Source organism: Methylophaga sp. UBA2513 (genome assembly GCF_002341285.1).
GTDB lineage: Bacteria > Pseudomonadota > Gammaproteobacteria > Nitrosococcales > Methylophagaceae > Methylophaga > Methylophaga marina.
Map to the genome: position 1 here is coordinate 129,836 of NZ_DDNT01000008.1, position 22,053 is coordinate 151,888.

A 22,053-nucleotide genomic window follows, 5' to 3' on the forward strand; every position below is an offset into this window, starting at 1 on the left:
CTCTTTACTTAATCTAAGGGTTTTATTGTACTTTCAATTACACGAGCATTAAATGTGTTCTTTATTACTTCGATAGTGGGGTCAGTCTGTATAGATTCAATAGCCTGTTGCTGTTTTTGTGCGAGTTGTTCAGCTCTTTCAACCGCTACTGTCGGCCCTGAATGCAAACTATCGGGATCATGATTAAATATGACACTGACATTCTGATCGAGTTTCTGCTGTAATGCTTGTTCGAGGCGTTCTTTTGATTTTGAGGTCGCTAAATGAGCAAGTTCAGGCGATAACGATAGTTGAAGCGTGCGTTCTTCACATCGAATAAAGGCGCTATTTTCGGCTAATTGTCGCGTTAGTGCAGACAGTTTGAGTTCTGAAATGATTTGCGTCCAGTTTGCAGGGGACAAATCAACACTGATTAAAGTCTCTTCATCGACGCTGGGAAGCGAGTCAGCTAAAGCTTCTTTTGTATGTTTTTCGTTTACCTGAGTATCAGTGATCTTTTGAATATTCTGGTCATGGTTTAACTCAGGTTTGTGCTGCGGCTTTTCTGGTGGCGCTTTCGGCTTTTGTGAAGAAAAGGCTGAATGGGTTGTTGAGTCACTCGGCTCTGAATGATGTTCATGTCGACTCAATACCGGGGCAGATGCGTTTAGTTCTTTGCTGTCTGAGCTGTTGGCATTGCTGACTGTTACCGGCGGTTCAGTGACGGCCGGTTTACTAAGTGTGTCAGACTTTTTTGCTGGGGGATTCCCATTGTTGGGTTCGCCAGTCCGAGGTTGAAAACTTAGCATCCGTAATAACGTCATATCAAAACCGCTTTTCGGGTCAGCGGCCCATGGTAGATCTCGCTTACCATGCAGAGCAATTTGATAGAGTAATTGCACGGTTTCAGCATCAAAAGTGTTCGCCAAGTTTTTTAGACTGGAGCTATCATTTTCTTCCGACGCTAAATCTTGAATATGTTGATAGCTTGCTATCTTTTGTAAACCATCCAAAATCGCATTAAGAATAACTTCAAAGTCGCGGCCAAGTGCTGCTAAATCACCAGACAGTTGCAGTAATGCTTTTGCATCTCCTTGTTGAAGTGCGCTCAGTAATTGATAGACCTGATCTTGGTCGATGCTGCCAAGCATTTGGAAAACCACGTCAGTCGTGACATTTCCGTTCCCAAAAGCAATCGCTTGATCTAATAAACTCAGCGCATCACGCATGCTGCCATCAGCTGCACGAGCGAGTTCTATTAAAGCGGGATGTTCAAATGAGAGATTTTCTTGGCCTAAAATGTACGACAGATGTTCACTAATCTGAGTGATATCCAAACGTCTTAAGTTAAATTGTAGGCAACGCGACAAGATGGTGACAGGTAATTTCTGAGGATCTGTTGTGGCGAACAAGAATTTAACGTGAGGAGGAGGTTCTTCCAGTGTTTTTAATAGCGCATTAAAACTACTGGTCGATAACATGTGCACTTCGTCAATTAAGTAAACTTTATAACGACCACGACTTGGCGCATATTGCACGTTGTCGAGGAGTTCACGCGTGTCATCTACTTTTGTCCTGGACGCGGCATCGACCTCAATTAAATCGACAAAGCGACCACTATCTACTTCGACACAGCTCTGGCATTCACCACATGGGGTAGAGCTGACGCCTTGTTCACAGTTGAGGGATTTGGCGAAGATTCTCGCCAGTGTTGTTTTACCTACACCACGTGTACCAGAAAACAGAAAGGCGTGATGCAGTCGATTTTGATCCAGACCGTTGATTAAAGCACGTAAGACATGTTGTTGCCCAACGACTTGTTCAAATGTTTTAGGTCGCCACTTACGGGCTAAAACCAGATAACTCATCGGTTATTAGACACCCGGTTAACTTAATGTTTAGGGTGGCGACCCACACCAGCCGAATCTCGGCGCCCGAGTCCGAAGGCTCCGCTGCTCCCTTCCGGGCCTGACGGGGTCACCAACATATCGTCGCGAGGAGACCAATGCAGGCCACCATAGAGCGACACATTCTATGTCTTTATTGTAGTTTTTTCCATCCTATTTTGCTTTTAATCATGACATCGTCACATCAAACAAGCAGTTAGGGTCTTTATCATGGTAGAAGGGAGAACGCTAATATTCATGATATGCGCTGATGTGTTATTTCCTCCTCTTGAATTAAGTTTATGAAACGATTGTGATGGCCGATAGAAGTAGTATTAAGGATAGTGTTGACGCACTGTTGGCCTTTCTCGCTATAGCTGATCATGATGGATAAATGAAAAATAAATTTCTCACTCCTATCTTTGTTAACTTATTCGTTGCCCTGGTTTACCTGATAGCTGGTTGGCTGAGCATTCAATTCGCTGTATTTGAACATTTTTCAGCATTGGTATTTTTCCCTGCGGGTATTGCATTGGCCTTTTTTCTGACATATCCCGCCATGTACGTCTTGCCAGGGATCTTTGTCGGGGCATTGATAATCAGCTTAATCGTATTGACCAGAATCGAACTTATCGCGCACAACGTTATTTTTTCTGCTGTTATTGCCTTAGTCAGCTGTTTACAAGTGATTGTTGGAAAATACCTTTTCAGAAAAATGATTGGATTTCCACTTACACTAAGTCGTGATCGGGATATTTTTCTCTTTCTGCTAGTGGTACCAATTATATGTCTAGTTAGCACCACACTTGGTCTTGGCGTGATACATGTTTTTAACCCATCAGCATTAAATTTTATGCCGGTCTGGCTCATGTGGTGGATCGGAAACATTATGGGTACTTATGTCATGTTGTCTCTGGTTTTGAGCTTTATTGGGCGACCACGGGCAGTATGGAAAACAAGACGGTGGTTTATCGGTATTCTTGTTTTACTCTCATTGATTATCATCAGTGCTACAGTCTGGAATATCCGACAGTTTGAAGATAAACGTCTTGCTGATCAGTTCAAAATCAGAACGCAGGAAGCAGCCGAGGTATTTAAAATTGCTCTCAAAACAGAAGAGTTGATTCAAGATGGCGTCTCACGCTTGTTTGCCTCCTCGGACAAAGTGACGCGAGATGAGTTTAAGAGTTTTGTTAATTGGACCACCTATAATGAACAGCATATTCAGGTCATTGAGTGGTTGCCTCGAATACTGCATTCAGAACGACAGGCGTACGAAGAAGAGCAGAAGAAACATTTTGGCGAAGATTTTTTTATCAAAGAAATCGTGTCGCACAAGACGCTAGGTCCGTCAAAAGCATATCCTGTTTATTTCCCCATCACCTACTTAGAGCCTGAAGCAGATAACCTGATAGCGCGTGGATTTAATCCTTACTCATCCGTTGTTTCAAAAAAAGTGATTGATAAGGCTATAGAAAGTGGTCAGGCCGTTGCCAGAAGTCCACTGAAAATGATTCGTGATAAGGAGCTTATCGATGCATTAGTGATATATCGCCCCATATATCAAACTCAAACGGGTAAATTCAGCATTAATAAAGAGAATAACGAGGTGATTGGCTTGGTTAATGTCGTGATTCGTGTAAAGGAGTTTGTGGATGATATTTTGAAACAGTCATCACAACCGGAGTTCTTGATAAATTGGCTTGATATACAGAGTGGTGACTTTTTTTATCAGCAAAGTGAGGAGAGAACGTCCCGGATCAAACATTATGTTGATTTTGAATTAGCTGGCCGACACATGCAGTTGCAGTTTTACCCGACCACTTATTTTATGAATACTTACTCAACTAGCCTGGCGTCACTAGCACTGGTTTGTGGGTTTTTAATAACGACATTATTTACCTTGTTATTCTTGAGTATAACTGGGAGAACTCATCGCATCTCAAAAGAAGTCACCATTCGAACACAAGAGTTAACACAAGCAACAAAAAGGGCTCAGTCTTCAGAACAACGCATTCGCGATGTACTCAAACAGATGAAAGTGACGGAACAAAAGCTTCGACTATCAGACGTCGCTTTTAACTCGACTAGTGAAGCTATGATGATCACTGATGCTAATAAATACATCATTGCTGTCAACCAAGCCTTTACAGATATGACCGGCTATTCATATGAAGAAGTCATCGATCAGTATCCCGATTTTTTAATAAGCGAGTTCGCTTCACATCAATCAATACGATTGACGCAAGAATTATGGGATGTCATGCGAGATAAAGGGATGTGGCGAGGGGAGGTCATTATCAGTACAAAAAGTGCTGAATCATTGCCAACATATTTATCTGTATCTGCTATTTATGATTCGGCCCAGAGCGTGACGAATATGGTAGCAGTGTTTACTGATATGACAGAAGTGAAAGAAGCACATGCCATCATTGAACAACATGCCAACTTCGATGCCCTGACCAATTTACCGAATCGGCGTCTGTTTACGGATCGCTTACAACAAGCGATTAAACGAGCGGAGAGATTGGGTGAGAAAATTTGTCTGATGTTTCTCGATTTAGATCGTTTCAAAGATGTGAATGATACCTTAGGGCACGAATTCGGGGATGAGTTACTTCGGCAAATGGCGTTGAGAATTTCGAGTTGTATTCGAGATATGGATACCGTAGCGCGGTTAGGTGGCGATGAATTTACTATCATCCTATCTGAGTTTAAAAATAAAGCACATGCAATTAATGTTGCAAAAAGTCTGATCAGTGAAATAGAAAAACCAGTTGAAATTCAGGGACAAACGCTACGGCTCTCAACTAGTATTGGAGTAACCTTTTTTCCTGATGATGCTGCGGAACCGGGTATGTTAATTCAAAATGCTGACAGAGCGATGTATGCAGCAAAAGATATGGGTGGCAGTGCTTTCAAGTTTTATAACGCTGAATTAGCGGCAAGTTGGCAAGCAAGAACGTTTATTATTAACGAGTTAGAGTCTGCCTTGAGCAGACAAGAATTAATCGTTTATTACCAGCCAATTATTTCTTTAAGTCTGAATCATGCTTTATACGCAGAAGCATTAGTTAGATGGAATCATCCTGTTCGTGGAATGATTCCACCCTCAGATTTTCTTCCTCAGGCAGAACGTATGGGCCTCATCGATAAAATCGATGATTATGTGTTTAAACGTGTTTGTGATGATTTGAAACAGTGGACGAATAGTGGTCGTGCCGTTCCGCATATTTCTATTAATCGGTCAGCACACAATTTTGGTGGGCAGCGTGCTCGTTTAGATTGGTTGGCTTATTTACGTGAGGTTTCAATACCCAGTGAGTTAATCACGTTAGAGATAACGGAAAGTACGTTAATGCAGAAACAATCCGAAAGCCGTATGTTACTGTATCGTTTACGAGATGCCGATATAAAAATTGCGGTGGATGATTTTGGCACCGGTTATTCTTCTTTATCTTACTTGAAAGAAATGGATGTTGATTATCTGAAAATTGATCGCTCTTTTATTCATGACATTGATCAAAGTGAGGATGACAGGGCTATTGTCGAAGCGATTACCGAAATGGCAAAACGTTTAGACATTATGGTTATAGCAGAAGGGGTGGAAACAGCGACTCAGGCAGAAATTTTAAAAAATATTGGTTGCCATGCTCTTCAAGGCTTTTTCTATTCTAAACCGTTGCCAAAGTCTGAGTTTGAATTTTATCTTCGGAGTTTTGAAAACGGTTGATCAACAACTCGGAGTGATGGCGGAGAACGAGGGATTCGAACCCTCGATAGGCTATTAACCTATACACACTTTCCAGGCGTGCGCCTTCAACCACTCGGCCAGTTCTCCTTAAGGGAGCGAAAGATTACCTCAGATTGCCTCTTCTGGCAATGATGGGTCTGACGCTTGTTTTTTTGTTTTTGCTGGTGACTTGGGTTTGGTGGCACGTGTTTTACCTGGTTTACGTGCAGGTTTCTTTTTTTCTTCTGTTATGGTTTCTGGTGACGGATTATCATTTTCCGTTGATGTTTCAACAGTATTTGGCGCAGTCTTATCTGTTACATCTGCTGCTGTTTCTGTTTTTTCCTGACCATCTACATCCGATGATATTTGAGATTTCTGTGCTTTAGATTTGTTTTTTTCTGCTGGTTTTGCTTTGTCTTGTCGCGCATAAAACGCAAGACCTTTAAGCACAATATCTGGATAGTAATGAACGTCATCAGACAGAAGTGGAAGTAAAGCTTGGGCATCACCACCGGTGATAATGAATCGAATTCGGTTATTGAAGCTTTCTTTTAGATCACTAATGATACGCTCAATAGTGGCGGTGACGGCATATAGCGTACCGGTTTGTATTGCACTGTAGGTGTTCGTTGCGAGAGTTTTGAATTCTTGATCATCTGTATCGGTAGTTAATGCATCAGTATTGTTGACCAGACTACTTTTCATAATACTGATACCGGGGATAATCATTCCCCCTTGATGTTGACCTGCCTTTGTGACGATATCAACGGTGATTGCCGTACCACAATCAATAATGCACTGTGCAAGCCTAGCATGTTGCCGTGCTGAAATCAGAGATAACCAACGGTCAATACCAAGTTTGGCTGGTTCATCATAAGCATTGGTGACACCGAAATGTTTTTTCTCAGCTTGAATGAATTTGGGGGTCAGGTTCCACTGTTTTTCTGTCCACTCAGTAAGTTGAGCGGCTATTTTTTCGCCGGCTACGTTGGCAACATATACTGATTCGATTTCAGATAATGTTTTCCACACTTTGTTTAATGAAGCTTTGATTCCTGATTTGTTTCGATCAAAACTTTGACTTTCATTAAGACCATTATTGTCCATAGTGGTCCATTTAACTCGGCTGTTACCAATATCTACCAGTAATTTCATGAAGCAAACCTAATGCTGATATGACTATTAGACAGCAGTTTTATTTCATTGTTTTGTAAATACCGTAATTCACCATGTTCGTTAATACCACAAGCAAGTGCCGATGATTTTTGATCGCCTTCAATCAATGTGATGGCTTGCTCATGCAGAGCATCATATTGAGGCCAGAGTGGAAGGAAGTCAGTAAGACCTCGATGTTCAAACAGTTCTATTGTTTCTATCATGTTCTGCAGTATTTTTCCTGCCAGCCAACTACGACAGGGGACGGGGTCACAAAGCTGTTCGAGGCTGGTAGATGGTTGTTGAATTAATGTTTGTGTAGATTCTGGAAGCTTAAAATTAAGGCCAATTCCTACAACGGTGTATTGTCTGGTATTAAATCTCGATTCTACAAGAATTCCGGCCAGCTTTTGTCTTTTATATAAGACGTCATTAGGCCATTTCAATGCTAACTGATTGATTCCAGACTGCTTGAGTGTATTAATTAAACTAATGCCAATAGCAATACTCAGTCCATGTCTGGCTTCTTCTGCGCAGTGTGGCCAGAATAAAGAAAGGTAGAGGTTACCCACAGGAGGAGATTGCCATACGTCTCCTCGGCGACCTCTGCCAGCGGTTTGCGTTTCAGCAATACATGCCGCAGGCTCTAGATGATGTTGGCTGAATCTTTGCCAGAGAATGTCATTTGTGGACGTGACTTCTGGCAAGATCAACATCTCGCTGAGCTTGTTGCTTGTCTGTGGTTCCATGGCGCTGAGAATAGCGGCCTGCGATAACGGTGAGTAGGATGGATTATTCAAAGGTGTGTCGGAGTTGTAAAACGAGCGGACAGTTTAGCAGGATGAGAGAAGTTGGGGGGAGTCTCCTCTCAATATATACAGCAGATGGTATTTTAGACTTTTATATCAAGAATACTTCCAACCATCTCATTACTGGCTTTGACGACTTTTGCAGATGCTTCAACTTGTCTTGCGTTTGCATCTAGCTCGACAAGCGCTTTGGTTAATTGTTCGTTTGAACCTGGATCGGCAGACGCAATTTTGGCGCTACTTTGTGCTGCACCATACATACCGCTTTGAATGCCTGCTATGCCTGATTGAAAAGCAGAAATGCTACTCATAAATGTCTCCTATATGGATGACTTTATATCATTTTAATGGTCACAAGTTTGTGACTTATATCGCTTTTTTATTCTTAGCGTTGAATTTAACATAAAGAATCGTTGAGCAAAAGCACACACTACTGCAAATGAGTGCCAGCACAGGATAGAGTGTTAGCGAAGAGGCGCTATATACCTCACCTACAGCATGACTGAAATAAAATAGCATTAAAAAGCTTGTCCATGCGTGAGTGTAAGGACGTCCGTACAATAATCCGCGCATTGGAAATAATAGTGGCACTAAACCAAGAATAAGCATGGCTGCGACAGGATAATTCTCTGCATGTGGTGCGATGAGTATCCAGGCCAAAAGCGTGATCATCAGACCAAAAAAACTGACTAAAGTCAGTGCTCGGAAAAGTTTTTCAGGATTCATGTAATTTCTTTGCTGTAGTGGCAATGCGATGTCCCATGGCTTTACACAGTTTCGCCTCGTTATCATCAAGCGTACGTTTATTGTCCGCACCGGCTAAGTGACTGGCACCATATGGTGTTCCGCCCGTTTCTGTCATCATTAATTCAGGCTCACTATATGGAAGCCCCATCAGTAACATGCCATGATGAAACAGTGGCAACATCATCGATAGAAGAGTGGATTCTTGCCCGCCATGTAGGCTGCCGGTTGATGTGAAAACAGCCGCCGGTTTTCCTACTAAAACACCTGACAGCCAGGAATCGCTCGTTGAATCAATAAAATATTTAAGCGGTGCCGCCATATTACCAAATCGTGTTGGGCTTCCCATTATCAGTCCTGCACAATTCTTCAGATCAGCATGGCTAACATATAGATGGCCTTCTGCTGGAATAGTATCTTCTGTGGCTTCACAGACTGTAGATACAGGAGGGACAGTCCTGATGAGCGCTTCGCATCCCGAAACGGATTCAACGCCTCGTGAAATTTGTTCAGCCATCGCTTTAACATGGCCACTACGACTGTAGTAAAGAATCAGTATTTTGATCATTGTGATGAGATTATTTCTAAGACAGATTCTGGTGGTCGACCTATTCGTGCTTGGCTACCCTGTATAACAATCGGTCTTTCAATCAGTTTAGGGTGAGTGACCATGGCTTGTATGATGTCTTCATCTGTCAGAGATGGATTTTTCAAATCAAGCACCTTGTATTCCTCTTCACCCTTGCGAAGTAAATCTCTGGGACTAATGCCCAGTTTTTCAATGATAACTTTTAATTCTTCAAAGCTGGGTGGTGTGTCCAGATATTTTATGACATCTGGATGAATTCCTTTTTCTTCTAGTAAGTTCAGTGTTTGTCTGGATTTACTGCAACGTGGGTTATGCAGAATAGTAATCGCTGTCATCGTGATGGTTCCAATAATTTTTCCAATGAAGATAAATGAATTTCAATAGGGCGCATCGTTGACCAACTGGAACAGCCCGGACATAACCAGTGCATCGTTCGACCAGAAAAACCACAGTTCTTGCATGTATAACGATCGCCTTTATGAATTAAGGTAGTTGTGACTTCTTTAATAAGTGGGATTAGCGCTTGATGGTTCTCTTCACCCAGCGTAATGAGCTGATGTAAACCTTCCACAGAGGGGTGTTGGTGCAGTTGGGCATGCAAGAACGCCTGGGCTGCTTCCGTGCTCTGTGTTTGTTCGATAAGTCTCGTTATCATTAAGCGTGCAGAAGTGAGGTGAGGATATCTATTGAGTAATGATTCTAACCAGTCTTTGAAGTCATCCAGATTATTCGTGTTCTCAAAACAGTCATAAAGCAAAGGCAGCGCTTCTGGTAAAAAATAGTGATTTTGTTTTTCAACATGTTGAAGTGCACGAATCGCTTTACGGTATTGCCCGTTTTTGATGTATATCCGACCTTCTAGCAGGCTCGCTCTGACACAGTTTGCATCGTAATGGTGAGCACTTCGTAATAAATTCAGTGTTTGATGCTGATCTTTATTGATGACAGATTCGGCAAGTTCACAATAAAACTGTGCAATCAGCGCCCGGGTATTGGTCTTATCATTACCTTCGATATGTTTTGCCATATCAATGGCTTGCTGCCATTTCTTTTCTTGCTGATAGATCCGTAGCAATTGTTTGGGCGCTTCAGGTGGTGTCCCTGGTTGTTGTAATAATTCTAAAAATAGCAGTTCAGCGCGGTCTAAAACGCCTGCACTCATATAATCCAGGCCTAATTCGACAAGAGCTTGGCGCCGTTGTTGGGCACTGAGTGAAGGCCTGGCAATTAAATTCTGATGGATTCTGATGGCACGATCACTTTCACCACGTCTACGGAATAAGTTAGCCAGAGCCAAATGGGTTTCGACTGTTTCACTGTTAACTTCTAGCAAGCCAATAAAGACATCAATGGCTTTATCAGGCTGTTCATTCAGTAAATAATTAAGGCCTTTAAAATAATCAGGGCTAAAAGAAGAGTCTTGCTGGCGGTAGCGACGTTTATAGTGACGTCTGGCCATCATCCATCCGGAGAGAGCTGCTACGGGTAATAAGAAAAATAACCAGCCAAACATGAATTAATGGGCGTCTTTAATCGGCAGTATTCTTAAGCTGTTAATTTCTTGCTCAGAAACTGACAACTTTGATTGTAAGCGATGATTTTCATAGCGCAATTTCATCGTGCTGAACAATAAAATCACTGCACCGATGGCTACCCCCAACAACATAGATAGCGCTACTATCACAGATAGGGGCATGGTTAACTCACCAAAGTAATAATTTACCGTCACATCGCTCATGTTAAATGCGGCAAAAGCGGCGCTTGCTAAGAAAATCAGCCCAAAAATCAGAAGTAATATTATTTTTCGCATTCTGCGGTGTTCCTTCAAATTACTGATGTTTTTTCATGAATTTTATTCAATCGGGATCATACCCTAAAATTGAACCTTGCCCAGAATTAGGCGAAATCATGTAGAATTACATTTTATTTTTGACAGGTCGGTCCTGTATCAACTCGTGATTTTGGAGAATTCACCATGACCTTTGTTGTCACAGAAAACTGTATTAAATGTAAATATACTGATTGTGTTGATGTCTGCCCAGTAGATTGTTTTCACGAAGGTCCTAACTTTTTAGTCATTGATCCTGATGAGTGTATCGATTGCACGCTGTGTGAACCAGAGTGTCCAGCAGAAGCTATTTTTTCAGAGGATGATTTGCCAGATGAGCAAATGGAATTTTTGCAAATCAACGAGGAGCTCTCTCGTGTATGGCCTGTAATTTCTGAAAAGAAAGATGCACTTCCAGATGCAGAAGAGTGGGATGGTAAATCTAACAAAACGCCTTTACTGGAAAGATAAGTACATTCAGTCCAAGATAAAAAAAAAGCCCGCAAAAGCGGGCTTTTTTTACACCATTAAGTGTTTGAGTTTCTTCATAGCGTTGTTTTCAATCTGTCTTATACGTTCTGCAGATACCTGATATTGATCAGCTAATGTATGAAGCGTTGCTTTGTTATCTTCGCTTAACCAGCGCTGCATAATAATATCTCTGCTACGATCATCTAAGGTCGCTAATGCATTGGATAATTTTTGTTGTTGATAATCAGCATAATTATCATCTTCCAACTGATTAGAAGGATCCGAATCATCGTTAGCGGCTAAATAAGCAATCGGCGAATAATGGTTTTCTTCGTCATCCGTATCATTTGGTAAGTCAAAAGAGGTATCAGGCTGTGCCAGTCTACGCTCCATTTCCATCACATTATCGGCTGTGACACCTAAGTCTTCAGCAACAGCTTCAACTTCTTCTTTGTTTAACCAACCAAGACGTTGCTTTGCACTGCGAAGATTGAAAAACAACTTACGTTGTGCTTTTGTCGTAGCAATTTTCACAATGCGCCAGTTACGAATCACGTATTCATGAATTTCGGCACGAATCCAATGAACAGCAAAAGAAACTAAACGCACACCTTTTTCAGGGTTGAACCGTTTTACTGCCTTCATCAAACCAATGTTACCTTCTTGAATCAGGTCAGCAACGGGCAGTCCATAACCGCTATATCCTTTGGCAATACGAACAACAAAACGTAGATGCGATAAAACAAGTCTTTGCGCTGCTTTGAGATCACCTTCGTTTTGCAGGCGATAGGCGAGGTCGTATTCTTCTTCCTCAGTTAATACAGGAATGGTGTGCACAAGACTGGTGTAAGCATCCAAATTACCAATAGGAGCTAAAGCCATGTCATATTGAGCTACATTCGTTGTCATTTATTACAGTCTCCTGAGAGTCACTCCTTTAATCATATCACTAAAGGATTAGTGTCAACTATAAGAAGCGTATTTTTGGAAAAAGTTCCTGTTTAGATACTAAGTTGGTTCAATATCATTCAGGTGTCTACCCACAGCTAACCATGCCCCTAAAACACCCAAAAAGAGACCAAAAAGTGGCAGAGAGAGAAACATCTGTCCCAGCATCCATTGTAGCGAAAACTGACTGTCATAGAGTGCCGTGAGTCTGGAAATGGGGCCATTGATCGCAATTAGAGCTATGAGTAATGTTAACCAGGCAATCGCACCCCCAAAAAAACCGTACCAAAACCCTGTATAGAGGAAAGGGCGTCTGACAAACGCGTTAGTACCACCTACAAGTTTTATGACGCGTATTTCGGTTTGTCGATTTAATATTGCCAAGCGGATAGTGTTACCAATGACAAGTAATACGCTTAGTGACAAGAGGACGGCAAGAATGGTGATCCCTCTCTGACCAGTTTGATTGATAGATTTAAGTCGTTTTAACCAGGCCATATCAAGTTGTGCCAGATCCACTTCTTGCATATTTTGCAAGCGCTCAAGTAAGCCCTGAATAGCCTCTTCATGTTCGGTTTCTTTGGGTTTGATGATGATAACCGGTGGTAAAGGATTGGTTGGCAAGCTATCAAGAATGTCATCTAAGCCAGATAACTGTCTAAACTCTTCGAATGACTGCTTGGCAGAATGATAATCGACGGCGGTGACATCCGGCCAGGCGAGTAATTGTTCAGCGAGTTGTTTGCCTCGTGCATCATTAGTACCAGGTTTTAAAAACAAAGAGATCTGACTGGCATCATCCCACTGTCCTGCCACTTGTTCTACATTCTTCAGTAATACATAAAGACCAGCGGGTAACGCTAAAGCAATACCGATGACCAGAACCGTCATAACACTGGCAACAGGTGTTCTGGACAACTGTCCCAGACTGTACAGCATCACCTGTAGGTGTCTTAGAAGATAATTGGGTAGGTTGAATGACAACATATCAGGCAAGACGTCCTTGATGTAGAGTAAGCTGACGATAGGGCATAGTGCTGATTAATTCATGATCATGACTGGCGATAAATACGGTGACGCCGACCTGATTAAACTGTTCAAAAAGATGCATGATTTCTCTAGAAAGTTCAGGATCCAGATTACCCGTCGGTTCATCGGCCAGTAGTACTGGAGGTCTGTTGACAACGGCTCTGGCAATACCGACGCGTTGTTGTTCACCTCCGGACAAGGCAATAGGCAGATTACGTTCTTTGCCCAGCAGGTTCACTTTATCCAAAGCCGCCCTGACGCGTCGTCCGATCTCACGATGATTTTCACCGGCTATGATTAAAGGCAAAGCAACATTGTCGAAAACAGTTCGATCATGTAGCAGATTATGGTCCTGAAATACTAAGCCGATCTTACGACGGTAGTAGGGCACTTTCCACTTAGGCAGTCGTGTCAGGTTTTGATTGTTTACCCATACTTGCCCATGTGTGCTTCGCTCGATCAGGGCAATCAGTTTTAGTAGCGTACTTTTGCCTGCACCTGAGTGGCCGGTAAGGAAAGCCATTTCGCCCTTGTCTAGCTCAAAACTGAGTCCGGATAGTGCTTCATGCTGATTGGTATAGCGTTTGTAAACGTCAGTAAAACGAATCATTTAATCTCTTCTTTTCCCAGCAAAGCATCGACAAAATCAGTCGCATTAAATGGACGTAAATCATCTATTTTTTCACCCACACCAATGTAACGGATAGGTAGTTTGGTTTTGTTAGCGATGGCAAAAATGATGCCGCCTTTTGCTGTACCATCGAGTTTAGTTAGTGTGATACCCGAAACACCAACAGATTGCTGGAACTGTTGAGCCTGTTGAAGTGCGTTCTGTCCTGTACCGGCATCAAGCACTAACATGACTTCGTGGGGCGCACTTTCATCGACTTTACCCATCACGCGTTTCACTTTTTTTAACTCTTCCATAAGATTTGACTGGGTGTGAAGTCGACCCGCTGTATCGGCGATAAGAATATCCATATTTCGTGCTTTAGCAGCTTGCAGTCCATCGAAAATAACAGAAGCCGAATCTGCTCCGGTCTTTTGTGCAATGACCGGGATGTTATTGCGTTCCCCCCAGACTTGTAATTGCTCTACAGCGGCCGCACGGAACGTGTCGCCAGCAGCCAACATGACTTTTTTACCTTGCTGTTGAAATTGCTTAGCGAGTTTACCTATCGTTGTGGTTTTGCCTACGCCGTTTATTCCTACCATCAGTATGACGTAAGGACCGCCGGACTTTTCCGGTAATTCAAGTGGCTGGCTACTGGGCTCAAGGATGCTAATCATATCCTCACGCATGGCGGTAAAGAGTGCTTCCACATCGTTAAGTTGTTTGCGTGCTACACGTTGGGTGAGATCATTGATGATGCGACTGGTTGCCTCAACACCAAGGTCTGCTGTTAACAGCTGTGTTTCGAGCTCTTCAAGTAGATCATCATCAATAGTCTTACGGCCAAGGATTAAATTGGCAAAGCCATCAGTCAGCTTGCTGCTGGTTCGGCTCAGACCTTGCTTAAGACGGCTGAAAAAACCAGGTTGAGACTTTGTCTCACTTGTATCTTTTGTCTGCTCTTCTGGAGCAGATAATTCTGGTGATTTTTCAACAACATTATCTTCAGCGATAGGCGCGTCTGATTCGGGTGTTTTGGACTTTCTTTTAAGGAAACTAAACATATTCTCTGCTTGTCGTTAAACTTCGACGGTAAATCTTATCACGCGTTACAAAAAAAGAGATGCAGATGCTGAATATAAAAAATGTGGCTTGGGTTGTTTTTTTCTTACCCATGGTGGCTTTGGCAAACGTGAGTGAGTTTCAGTTGGAGAATGGACTGAAGCTGATAGTTAAAGAAGATCACCGTGCGCCTGTGGTCGTTTCACAAGTCTGGTACAAAGTGGGGTCAAGCTACGAGCATAACGGTATAACGGGGATCTCGCACATGCTGGAACATATGATGTTTAAGGGGACTAAACATCTTGAACCAAATGAGTTTTCTCATATCATTGCTGAGAATGGCGGCGAGCAAAATGCATTTACAGGACAAGATTATACGGCCTATTTTCAGAAGCTCCACAAAGATAGATTAGAAGTCAGTTTCAAACATGAAGCAGACAGAATGCGCAATTTAATTATTGACCCTGAGGAGTTATTAAAAGAACGGGAAGTCGTGACTGAAGAGCGCCGAATGCGCACCGATGATAATCCTCAATCTCTGCTGAGAGAACAATTCAGTGCTGCAGCCTTTGTCAGTAGTCCATACCACTGGCCAGTGATTGGTTGGATGAATGATATTAAGCATTATCAAGCAGAAGACTTACGTGCCTGGTATAAAAAATGGTATGCACCCAATAACGCTACTCTTGTGGTAGTGGGAGATGTTTCACCTAAAGCCGTTCTGGCCTTAGCCAAAAAATATTTTGGTCCATTGAAAGCGGAAAAAATTGCAGCATTGAAACCTCAGGAAGAGATAACTCAAAAAGGTTTGAGGCAAGTAGAGGTGAAAGCACCGGCAGAATTACCTTACCTGATGATGGGCTGGAAAGTACCTTCGGTGACAACGGTTGATAAAGACCAGGCATGGGAGCCCTACGCGCTTGAAGTTTTAGCGAATGTTTTGGATGGTGGTAACAGCGCGCGATTTGCTAAACAACTCGTGCGTGAACAACAGGTAGCTGCCAGTGTTGGCGCTGGCAATAGTCTGTTTTCACGCCTTTCTGATTTATTTATCGTTGCGGGAACGCCAGCAAATGATAAGTCCGTTGATGATTTGAAAAAAGCGATTATCGAGCAGATTTCTCAACTAAAAAATCAGCCTGTCAGTCATGAAGAGCTAGCACGTGTGAAAGCACAAGTTGTGGCTAATGCGGTGTATGAAAAAGATAGTGTGTTTTACCAAGCCATGCAGATTGGTATGTTGGAAACCATTGGTGTCGACTGGCAAGTGGGTGAACAATATGTCGACAACATCAAAGCGGTGACTGCTGAACAAGTTCAGGCCGTTGCCAATAAATATTTCAACAATTATCTATTAACGGTGGGCGAACTAGTGCCTTTACCGCTGGATGGTCATCGTCCTGTTTCATCTGCTGGAGGTCAATATGTCCATTAAAAAATGGATTTTTTTCATCACACTCACTGTCAGTTCTAGTGTCTTTGCCTCACCTGACATTCAAAAGTGGACGACTGAAAATGGTGCTAGCGTGTATTTTGTCAATGCACCTGAACTACCAATGGTGGACATCAATATTGTATTCAATGCCGGAGCAGCAAGAGATGCTGACCATCCAGGTCTGGCAAAGCTGACTAATGCCATGCTTGATGAGGGCACGGCTGATTTAGATGCGGATGCCATTGCTGATGCCTTCTCATCAGTCGGTGCAAACTACAGTGCAAGCTCTCAGCGAGATATGGCCATTCTGAGCTTGCGTACATTGACAGATTCGAATGCCTTCGATACCTCAGTCAATATGTTTGCAAAAATACTGTCGTCACCAAGCTTTCCTGAAACGTCATTTCTACGTATCAAACAACAGCTGTTAACAGGCCTTCAGGCTGAAAAACAATCGCCAAAAAGTTTGGCAACAAGAACTTTTTTTCAAGAACTCTATGGTGAGCATCCCTACGCTCAAATGCCTGCAGGAGATACGGTTAGCGTTGAAAAAATCAATCTGGCTGATTTGAAGGCGTTTTATCAGCAATATTATGTCGCAAAAAATGCGGTGGTCGTCATTGTCGGTGATGTAAGCAAGTCACAAGCACAGCAGTTAGCCACACGGTTAACTGTTCATCTTAAAAGTGGAGAAGCAGCTCCTGAATTGCCGGTTGTGAGTTCATTTAATCAGGATAAAGAGATCGTTTTACCGTTTCCATCCTCACAAACCACAATCATGATGGGACAAGTCGGCATCAGCCGTGATGACCCTGATTATTTCCCGCTCTATGTTGGTAATCATATTTTGGGAGGGAGTGGTTTAGTCTCCATTTTGAGTGATGAAGTACGAGAAAAGCGTGGATTAACGTATGGGGTTTATAGTTATTTTAGCCCTATGCAACAATCCGGGCCTTATGTGTTTGGCATGCAGACTCGCAACGATCAAACTGAGCAAGCCCTTAAGGTTCTGAAAGATACATTAAATAAGTACATCAAAAACGGACCATCACAAGCACAGCTAACAGCGGCTAAGCAAAATATTACCGGTGGATTTGCATTGAGAGTGGATAGTAATAGCAAGATCGCTGATTATCTTTCTATGATAGGCTTTTATAACTTGCCACTGGATTATCTGGATAGCTTTAACGATAAGATTAATGCTGTCACCGTGGCGGATATAAAAGAGGCGTTCAAACGACGCGTTCACGCAGACAACATGTTAACGGTATTAGTGGGTGGCGAAACAGAATAATAAGGCTAGAACGAATTCGCTGAGAATTATCGGTGGCGTTTGGCGAGGTAGAAAACTCACCTTCCCAGAAGTCGATGGATTGAGACCTACTAGTGATCGTACGAGAGAAACGATATTTAATTGGTTGCAGCCGTCTATGGGGGGCAGTCGTTGTCTCGACCTGTTTGCAGGTAGTGGTGCATTAGGTTTCGAAGCGGCATCAAGAGGTGCTGCAGAAGTGGTGTTGATAGAAAATAACCAACAGGCTTTTTTGCAGCTTAAGCAGAATGCAGACACGCTGAAGGCGTCAAACTGTGTTATCAAAAACAGTTCGGCAAATCAGGCCATCATCGAATCAACAATACCTTTTGATATCGTGTTTATTGATCCGCCATACCAGGCAGATTTATGGACCGATACAGCGGAAAATTTAGTGTCACAAGGGATTTTAAGTCAGGGGGCATTAATATATTTGGAATATCCTGCCAAGCAAGATATGCCGATATTACCCACTTCATGGCATTTATTGAAAGAAAAAAAAGCAGGTGATGTAAAATACTGCTTATTTGAATTTCATGCTGGAGAACAAGATTGAGTACCGTTGCGATATACCCAGGTACGTTTGATCCTATTACATACGGGCACATTGATCTCATTAAGCGTGCTTCACCATTATTTGAACGCATTATTGTGGCTGTGGCAATTAATCCGGGAAAGCAACCCATGTTCAGTCTCGATGAACGCGTGGAGTTAGTGAAAAAAGCGACGCTGGGTATTGAGAATGTTGAGGTAAGTGGATTTAAAGGCCTGCTGGTGAATGAAGCATTGAGTATGGGCGCAAATGTTATCATTCGTGGTTTGCGGGCCGTCTCAGATTTTGAGTATGAATTGCAATTGGCCACAATGAATCGCCGAATGCAATCAAAAGTAGAAACGTTATTTCTCACTCCAGCAGAGAATTTGAGCTTTGTCTCTTCAACACTGGTAAAAGAAATTGCTGTATTAGGTGGTGATGTCTCTGAATTTGTTGCGCCTTGTGTTCAAGAAGCCTTGAAACGCAAATTGCCGGCCCAAGACTAAGCACGCTAAAATAATATTATAAAGTTACTGGAGTAAACCATGTCGCTGTTTATCACTGATGAATGTATTAACTGTGATGTCTGTGAACCAGAATGTCCTAATGGAGCTATTTCTCAAGGTGCTGAAATCTATGAGATAGATCCCGATTTGTGTACGGAATGTGTGGGTCATTTCGATACACCACAATGTGTTGAAGTCTGTCCGGTGGATTGTATTCCTAAAGATCCGGATAACGAGGAAACACATGATCAGCTGTATGCAAAATATGAAACATTGATGGCGGCGGGAAAATAACACTGAATTATTTCCACGCAATCTCCACGAAATAAAAGCAGCTGATTTAGCTGCTTTTATTTTTTAGCTAAGCAAAACGACAGATTATTTTGAGCCCTGCTCCTGCTGAGTTATGCTTAGCGCTTTTCAAGTCCCTGATTTAAAGAGAATCCATGCAAAACGAATATCATCCCGACCAAGTAGAATCCGCTGCACAGCAATATTGGCAGGAAAATAATAGCTTCCATGTTGTTGAAGATACGTCTAAAGAAAAATTCTATTGTTTGTCGATGTTTCCCTATCCAAGTGGACAACTGCATATGGGACATGTGCGTAATTACACCATAGGTGATGTTATTTCACGCTACCAGCGCATGCAGGGAAAAAATGTCTTACAACCGATGGGCTGGGACGCATTTGGTTTACCCGCAGAAAATGCTGCGATTAAAAATAATGTGGCGCCGGCAGCATGGACATACCAAAACATTGATTATATGCGTGGTCAGCTACAACGTTTAGGACTTGGTTATGACTGGCAGCGTGAATTAGCCACTTGCACACCTCAATACTATCGTTGGGAACAATGGTTATTCACCCGATTGTTTGAAAAAGGACTCGTTTACAAGAAAACGGCGGCCGTGAACTGGTGTCCTCATGATGAAACGGTATTGGCCAACGAACAGGTCATTGATGGCTGTTGCTGGCGTTGTGATACCAAAGTAGAGCGTCGTGAGATTCCGCAATGGTTTATGAAAATTACTGACTATGCAGATCAGTTACTTGCGGATCTGGATCAGCTTGATGGCTGGCCTGACCAGGTGAAAACTATGCAGGCAAACTGGATTGGTCGCTCAGAAGGGGTGCAGATTCAATTTGATATGGTCGGTGCAGAAGACAAATTAGAGGTCTATACCACACGTCCAGATACATTGATGGGTGTCAGTTATCTCGCTGTCGCAGCTGAGCATCCTCTCGCGCTCAAAGCGGCGAATGATAATCCTATTTTGCAAACATTCATCGATGAGTGCCGCAAAATGGAAACGTCTGAAGCCGCCATGGAAACAGCAGAGAAAAAGGGTGTTGATACCGGCTTATTGGCTATTCATCCGGTAACGGGAGAGCAGGTACCGGTATGGGCGGCTAATTTTGTATTAATGGGGTATGGAACCGGTGCCGTAATGTCGGTACCAGCTCATGACCAGCGTGACTTTGAATTTGCACAAAAATACCAGTTGCCCATCAAACAGGTCATTAAACCGTTAGATGAACAGGATATTGATTTAACAAAAGCCGCCTTCACTGATAAAGGTGAGCTGATTAATTCTAAGCAATTTGATGGATTAAAAGCACAAGAAGCGTTTGATGCTATTGCTGATTTTCTGGTCAGCCAGAATAAAGGTGAACGTCAGGTAAATTACAGACTTCGCGACTGGGGTGTGTCTCGTCAGCGTTATTGGGGGACGCCAATACCAATCATCAACTGCGATGACTGTGGCCCTGTGGCTGTACCAGAGCAGGACTTACCTGTTGTGTTACCTGAAGATGTGACTGTAGATGGTTCAGGTTCACCAATTAAATCCATGCCTGAGTTTTATGAGTGCACTTGCCCTAAATGTGGCAAACCCGCACATCGTGAAACCGATACCTTTGATACTTTCTTTGAATCATCCTGGTATTTTGCACGTTTTGCCTGCCCTGATAATACCGAAGCTATGCTGGATGAAAGGGCGGATTATTGGCTGCCTGTCGATCAATATATTGGTGGTATTGAGCATGCAGTTTTACATTTATTGTATGCACGATTTTTCCATAAACTCATGCGTGACGAAGGCTTAATCTCTGGTGACGAGCCATTTAAAAATCTGTTAACACAGGGCATGGTGCTGAAAGATGGCGCCAAAATGTCAAAATCCAAAGGTAATACCGTCGATCCGCAGGCGCTGATTGATCAGTATGGTGCCGATACTTCACGTCTATTTATGATGTTTGCTGCACCACCAGAAATGTCACTGGAATGGTCTGATAAAGGTGTGGATGGTGCCAACCGCTTCCTCAGACGTTTATGGCGAGCCGTGGCTGAACATGTTGAACAAGGCATTGTTAAGCAAGGTGAATTGTCTGATTTACCAGAAGCCTCGCAGGCCTTACGCCGTCAGACACATCAAACGTTAGCAAAAGTAACGGATGATATTGGTCGTCGTCATACATTTAATACGGCTATTGCCGCCGTTATGGAATTAATGAACAGCTTGACTAAATTAAATGATGATAGTGAACAAGCACGTGCAGTGATGCAGGAAGCTCTGGAGATGGTCGTCTTGATGTTATCGCCCATCACTCCGCACATTTGTCATCATTTATGGCAAACTCTGGGACATGAAGAGGCCATTCTGAACGTGTCTTGGCCATTGGTTGATGAGGCAGCATTGAAGCAAGACAAAATTGATTTAATGGTGCAGGTGAATGGGAAGTTACGCTCGAAAATCTCAGTTGCTGCAGATGCCGAACAAAAGCAGGTAGAGGCCGTAGCATTTGCTGATGAAAATGTTCAGCGTTACACAGAAGGTAAAGAGATTCGTAAGATCATTCTGGTTCCAGGCCGTTTATTGAATATTGTGGTTGCCGGCTAACATAAGGATAAAAAAATGAATCGTGTAATGATGAGTTTGATGACTGGTGTGTTGATGTTGACCTTAACAGCATGCGGTTTTCAATTGCGTGGTGAAGCCAATGTGCCAGAAACACTCAAAACCATCTATATTCAAGGATTGAACATACGACAAGATTCATTCGGCTTGCAATTAAAACGTGCCATGACGCGTAACGGCATTCATGTACTGGATACTTATCGAGAAGGTGCAGCCGTGATGACGGTCGTGGAAAATGTGTTTGATCAGAATGTGTTGTCTGTTGGTTCAGATGCCAAAGTGACAGAGTATGAGTTAGAAACCCGTTTTTCTTTCAAAGTCTCTTCGCCTGACGGTGAACCTATGAGTGATGTGATTACGGTTCAAGCTAGACGCGATTATCAGTTTGACCGTAATCAGCTATTAGCGATGAGTGAACAACAAGCCGTCATCCGAGATGATTTGAATAAACAGATGGTTCAGAATGTGCTGAGACGACTATCAGTAATGAAGTAA

Annotated in this window: 22 protein-coding genes, 1 tRNA gene and 1 other RNA gene; 9 read left to right on the forward strand and 15 right to left on the reverse strand. The window is 42.7% G+C overall.

Going from position 1 to position 22,053, the window contains the following annotated elements:
- Positions 1-8: 8 nt before the first annotated feature.
- The gene (dnaX, locus tag B3V56_RS05150; protein ID WP_289282426.1) at positions 9-1,847 is read right to left on the reverse strand and encodes a DNA polymerase III subunit gamma/tau; all 1,839 of its coding nucleotides are present in this window, start codon (positions 1,845-1,847) and stop codon (positions 9-11) included.
- 43 nt (positions 1,848-1,890) lie between these two features.
- Positions 1,891-1,987, reverse strand: an RNA gene (gene ffs / locus B3V56_RS05155) — signal recognition particle sRNA small type.
- Between the two features lie 272 nt (positions 1,988-2,259).
- Here ffs and B3V56_RS05160 point away from each other — a divergent pair.
- The gene (locus tag B3V56_RS05160) at positions 2,260-5,598 is read left to right on the forward strand and encodes an EAL domain-containing protein (RefSeq protein ID WP_289284026.1); all 3,339 of its coding nucleotides are present in this window, start codon (positions 2,260-2,262) and stop codon (positions 5,596-5,598) included.
- 17 nt (positions 5,599-5,615) lie between these two features.
- Here B3V56_RS05160 and B3V56_RS05165 read toward each other — a convergent pair.
- The 9 genes from B3V56_RS05165 to B3V56_RS05205 all read right to left on the reverse strand — a co-directional run bounded on the left by B3V56_RS05165 (position 5,616) and on the right by B3V56_RS05205 (position 10,708).
- Positions 5,616-5,706 (reverse strand) — tRNA-Ser (locus tag B3V56_RS05165).
- Positions 5,707-5,727: 21 nt separating this feature from the next.
- Positions 5,728-6,756, reverse strand: a complete 1,029-nt coding sequence (locus tag B3V56_RS05170; RefSeq protein ID WP_289283150.1) for a type III pantothenate kinase — start codon at positions 6,754-6,756, stop codon at positions 5,728-5,730.
- Complete coding sequence (locus tag B3V56_RS05175) at positions 6,753-7,556, reverse strand: biotin--[acetyl-CoA-carboxylase] ligase (RefSeq protein ID WP_286305286.1); 804 nt, start codon at positions 7,554-7,556, stop codon at positions 6,753-6,755. Before B3V56_RS05175 ends, B3V56_RS05170 begins: the two co-directional genes overlap by 4 nt.
- Positions 7,557-7,648: 92 nt before the next feature.
- Positions 7,649-7,876 carry a hypothetical protein gene (locus B3V56_RS05180; RefSeq protein WP_286305285.1) on the reverse strand — a complete coding sequence of 76 codons (228 nt, stop codon included), beginning with the start codon at positions 7,874-7,876 and terminating at the stop codon, positions 7,649-7,651.
- Between the two features lie 55 nt (positions 7,877-7,931).
- Entirely contained in the window at positions 7,932-8,291 is a 360-nt protein-coding gene (locus B3V56_RS05185; RefSeq protein WP_286305284.1) for a DUF2069 domain-containing protein, read from the reverse strand.
- Positions 8,281-8,877 (reverse strand): NAD(P)H:quinone oxidoreductase, encoded by a 597-nt coding sequence (wrbA, locus tag B3V56_RS05190; RefSeq protein WP_289243905.1) that lies wholly within the window; start codon positions 8,875-8,877, stop codon positions 8,281-8,283. The genes B3V56_RS05185 and wrbA overlap by 11 nt, the downstream gene beginning before the upstream one ends.
- Positions 8,874-9,233 carry an arsenate reductase (glutaredoxin) gene (gene arsC, locus B3V56_RS05195; RefSeq protein ID WP_289243904.1) on the reverse strand — a complete coding sequence of 120 codons (360 nt, stop codon included), beginning with the start codon at positions 9,231-9,233 and terminating at the stop codon, positions 8,874-8,876. The genes wrbA and arsC overlap by 4 nt, the downstream gene beginning before the upstream one ends.
- Positions 9,230-10,411 carry a lipopolysaccharide assembly protein LapB gene (gene lapB / locus B3V56_RS05200; protein ID WP_289243903.1) on the reverse strand — a complete coding sequence of 394 codons (1,182 nt, stop codon included), beginning with the start codon at positions 10,409-10,411 and terminating at the stop codon, positions 9,230-9,232. Before lapB ends, arsC begins: the two co-directional genes overlap by 4 nt.
- A 3-nt stretch (positions 10,412-10,414) precedes the next feature.
- Complete coding sequence (locus B3V56_RS05205) at positions 10,415-10,708, reverse strand: LapA family protein (protein WP_289243902.1); 294 nt, start codon at positions 10,706-10,708, stop codon at positions 10,415-10,417.
- 165 nt (positions 10,709-10,873) lie between these two features.
- Between B3V56_RS05205 and fdxA the strand changes: the two genes are divergently transcribed.
- Complete coding sequence (fdxA, locus tag B3V56_RS05210; protein WP_007145800.1) at positions 10,874-11,197, forward strand: ferredoxin FdxA; 324 nt, start codon at positions 10,874-10,876, stop codon at positions 11,195-11,197.
- Positions 11,198-11,245: 48 nt separating this feature from the next.
- On the opposite strand, the gene rpoH is transcribed toward fdxA, so the two are convergent.
- From rpoH to ftsY, 4 genes are all read right to left on the reverse strand, one after another.
- Positions 11,246-12,106 (reverse strand): RNA polymerase sigma factor RpoH, encoded by an 861-nt coding sequence (rpoH, locus tag B3V56_RS05215; RefSeq protein WP_286305279.1) that lies wholly within the window; start codon positions 12,104-12,106, stop codon positions 11,246-11,248.
- A 99-nt stretch (positions 12,107-12,205) separates the two neighbouring features.
- Positions 12,206-13,132 carry a permease-like cell division protein FtsX gene (gene ftsX, locus B3V56_RS05220; RefSeq protein ID WP_289243901.1) on the reverse strand — a complete coding sequence of 309 codons (927 nt, stop codon included), beginning with the start codon at positions 13,130-13,132 and terminating at the stop codon, positions 12,206-12,208.
- A 1-nt stretch (position 13,133) separates the two neighbouring features.
- Positions 13,134-13,784 carry a cell division ATP-binding protein FtsE gene (gene ftsE, locus B3V56_RS05225; RefSeq protein WP_286305277.1) on the reverse strand — a complete coding sequence of 217 codons (651 nt, stop codon included), beginning with the start codon at positions 13,782-13,784 and terminating at the stop codon, positions 13,134-13,136.
- Complete coding sequence (gene ftsY / locus B3V56_RS05230; RefSeq protein WP_289243900.1) at positions 13,781-14,851, reverse strand: signal recognition particle-docking protein FtsY; 1,071 nt, start codon at positions 14,849-14,851, stop codon at positions 13,781-13,783. Before ftsY ends, ftsE begins: the two co-directional genes overlap by 4 nt.
- Before the next feature lie 65 nt (positions 14,852-14,916).
- Here ftsY and B3V56_RS05235 point away from each other — a divergent pair, with 65 nt between their 5' ends.
- From B3V56_RS05235 to lptE, 7 genes are all read left to right on the forward strand, one after another.
- Positions 14,917-16,284, forward strand: coding sequence for a M16 family metallopeptidase (locus B3V56_RS05235; RefSeq protein WP_289243899.1), 1,368 nt, complete (start codon positions 14,917-14,919; stop codon positions 16,282-16,284).
- The gene (locus B3V56_RS05240) at positions 16,274-17,578 is read left to right on the forward strand and encodes a M16 family metallopeptidase (protein ID WP_289283153.1); all 1,305 of its coding nucleotides are present in this window, start codon (positions 16,274-16,276) and stop codon (positions 17,576-17,578) included. The genes B3V56_RS05235 and B3V56_RS05240 overlap by 11 nt, the downstream gene beginning before the upstream one ends.
- Positions 17,562-18,152 carry a 16S rRNA (guanine(966)-N(2))-methyltransferase RsmD gene (gene rsmD / locus B3V56_RS05245; protein WP_289283154.1) on the forward strand — a complete coding sequence of 197 codons (591 nt, stop codon included), beginning with the start codon at positions 17,562-17,564 and terminating at the stop codon, positions 18,150-18,152. Before B3V56_RS05240 ends, rsmD begins: the two co-directional genes overlap by 17 nt.
- Positions 18,149-18,637, forward strand: coding sequence for a pantetheine-phosphate adenylyltransferase (gene coaD / locus B3V56_RS05250; RefSeq protein WP_286305271.1), 489 nt, complete (start codon positions 18,149-18,151; stop codon positions 18,635-18,637). The genes rsmD and coaD overlap by 4 nt, the downstream gene beginning before the upstream one ends.
- A gap of 39 nt (positions 18,638-18,676) precedes the next feature.
- A complete protein-coding gene (locus B3V56_RS05255) occupies positions 18,677-18,931 on the forward strand; it encodes a YfhL family 4Fe-4S dicluster ferredoxin (RefSeq protein ID WP_007145791.1) in 255 nt (84 codons plus the stop codon).
- Between the two features lie 152 nt (positions 18,932-19,083).
- A complete protein-coding gene (gene leuS, locus B3V56_RS05260) occupies positions 19,084-21,540 on the forward strand; it encodes a leucine--tRNA ligase (protein WP_289284027.1) in 2,457 nt (818 codons plus the stop codon).
- A gap of 15 nt (positions 21,541-21,555) precedes the next feature.
- Complete coding sequence (lptE, locus tag B3V56_RS05265; RefSeq protein ID WP_289283157.1) at positions 21,556-22,053, forward strand: LPS assembly lipoprotein LptE; 498 nt, start codon at positions 21,556-21,558, stop codon at positions 22,051-22,053.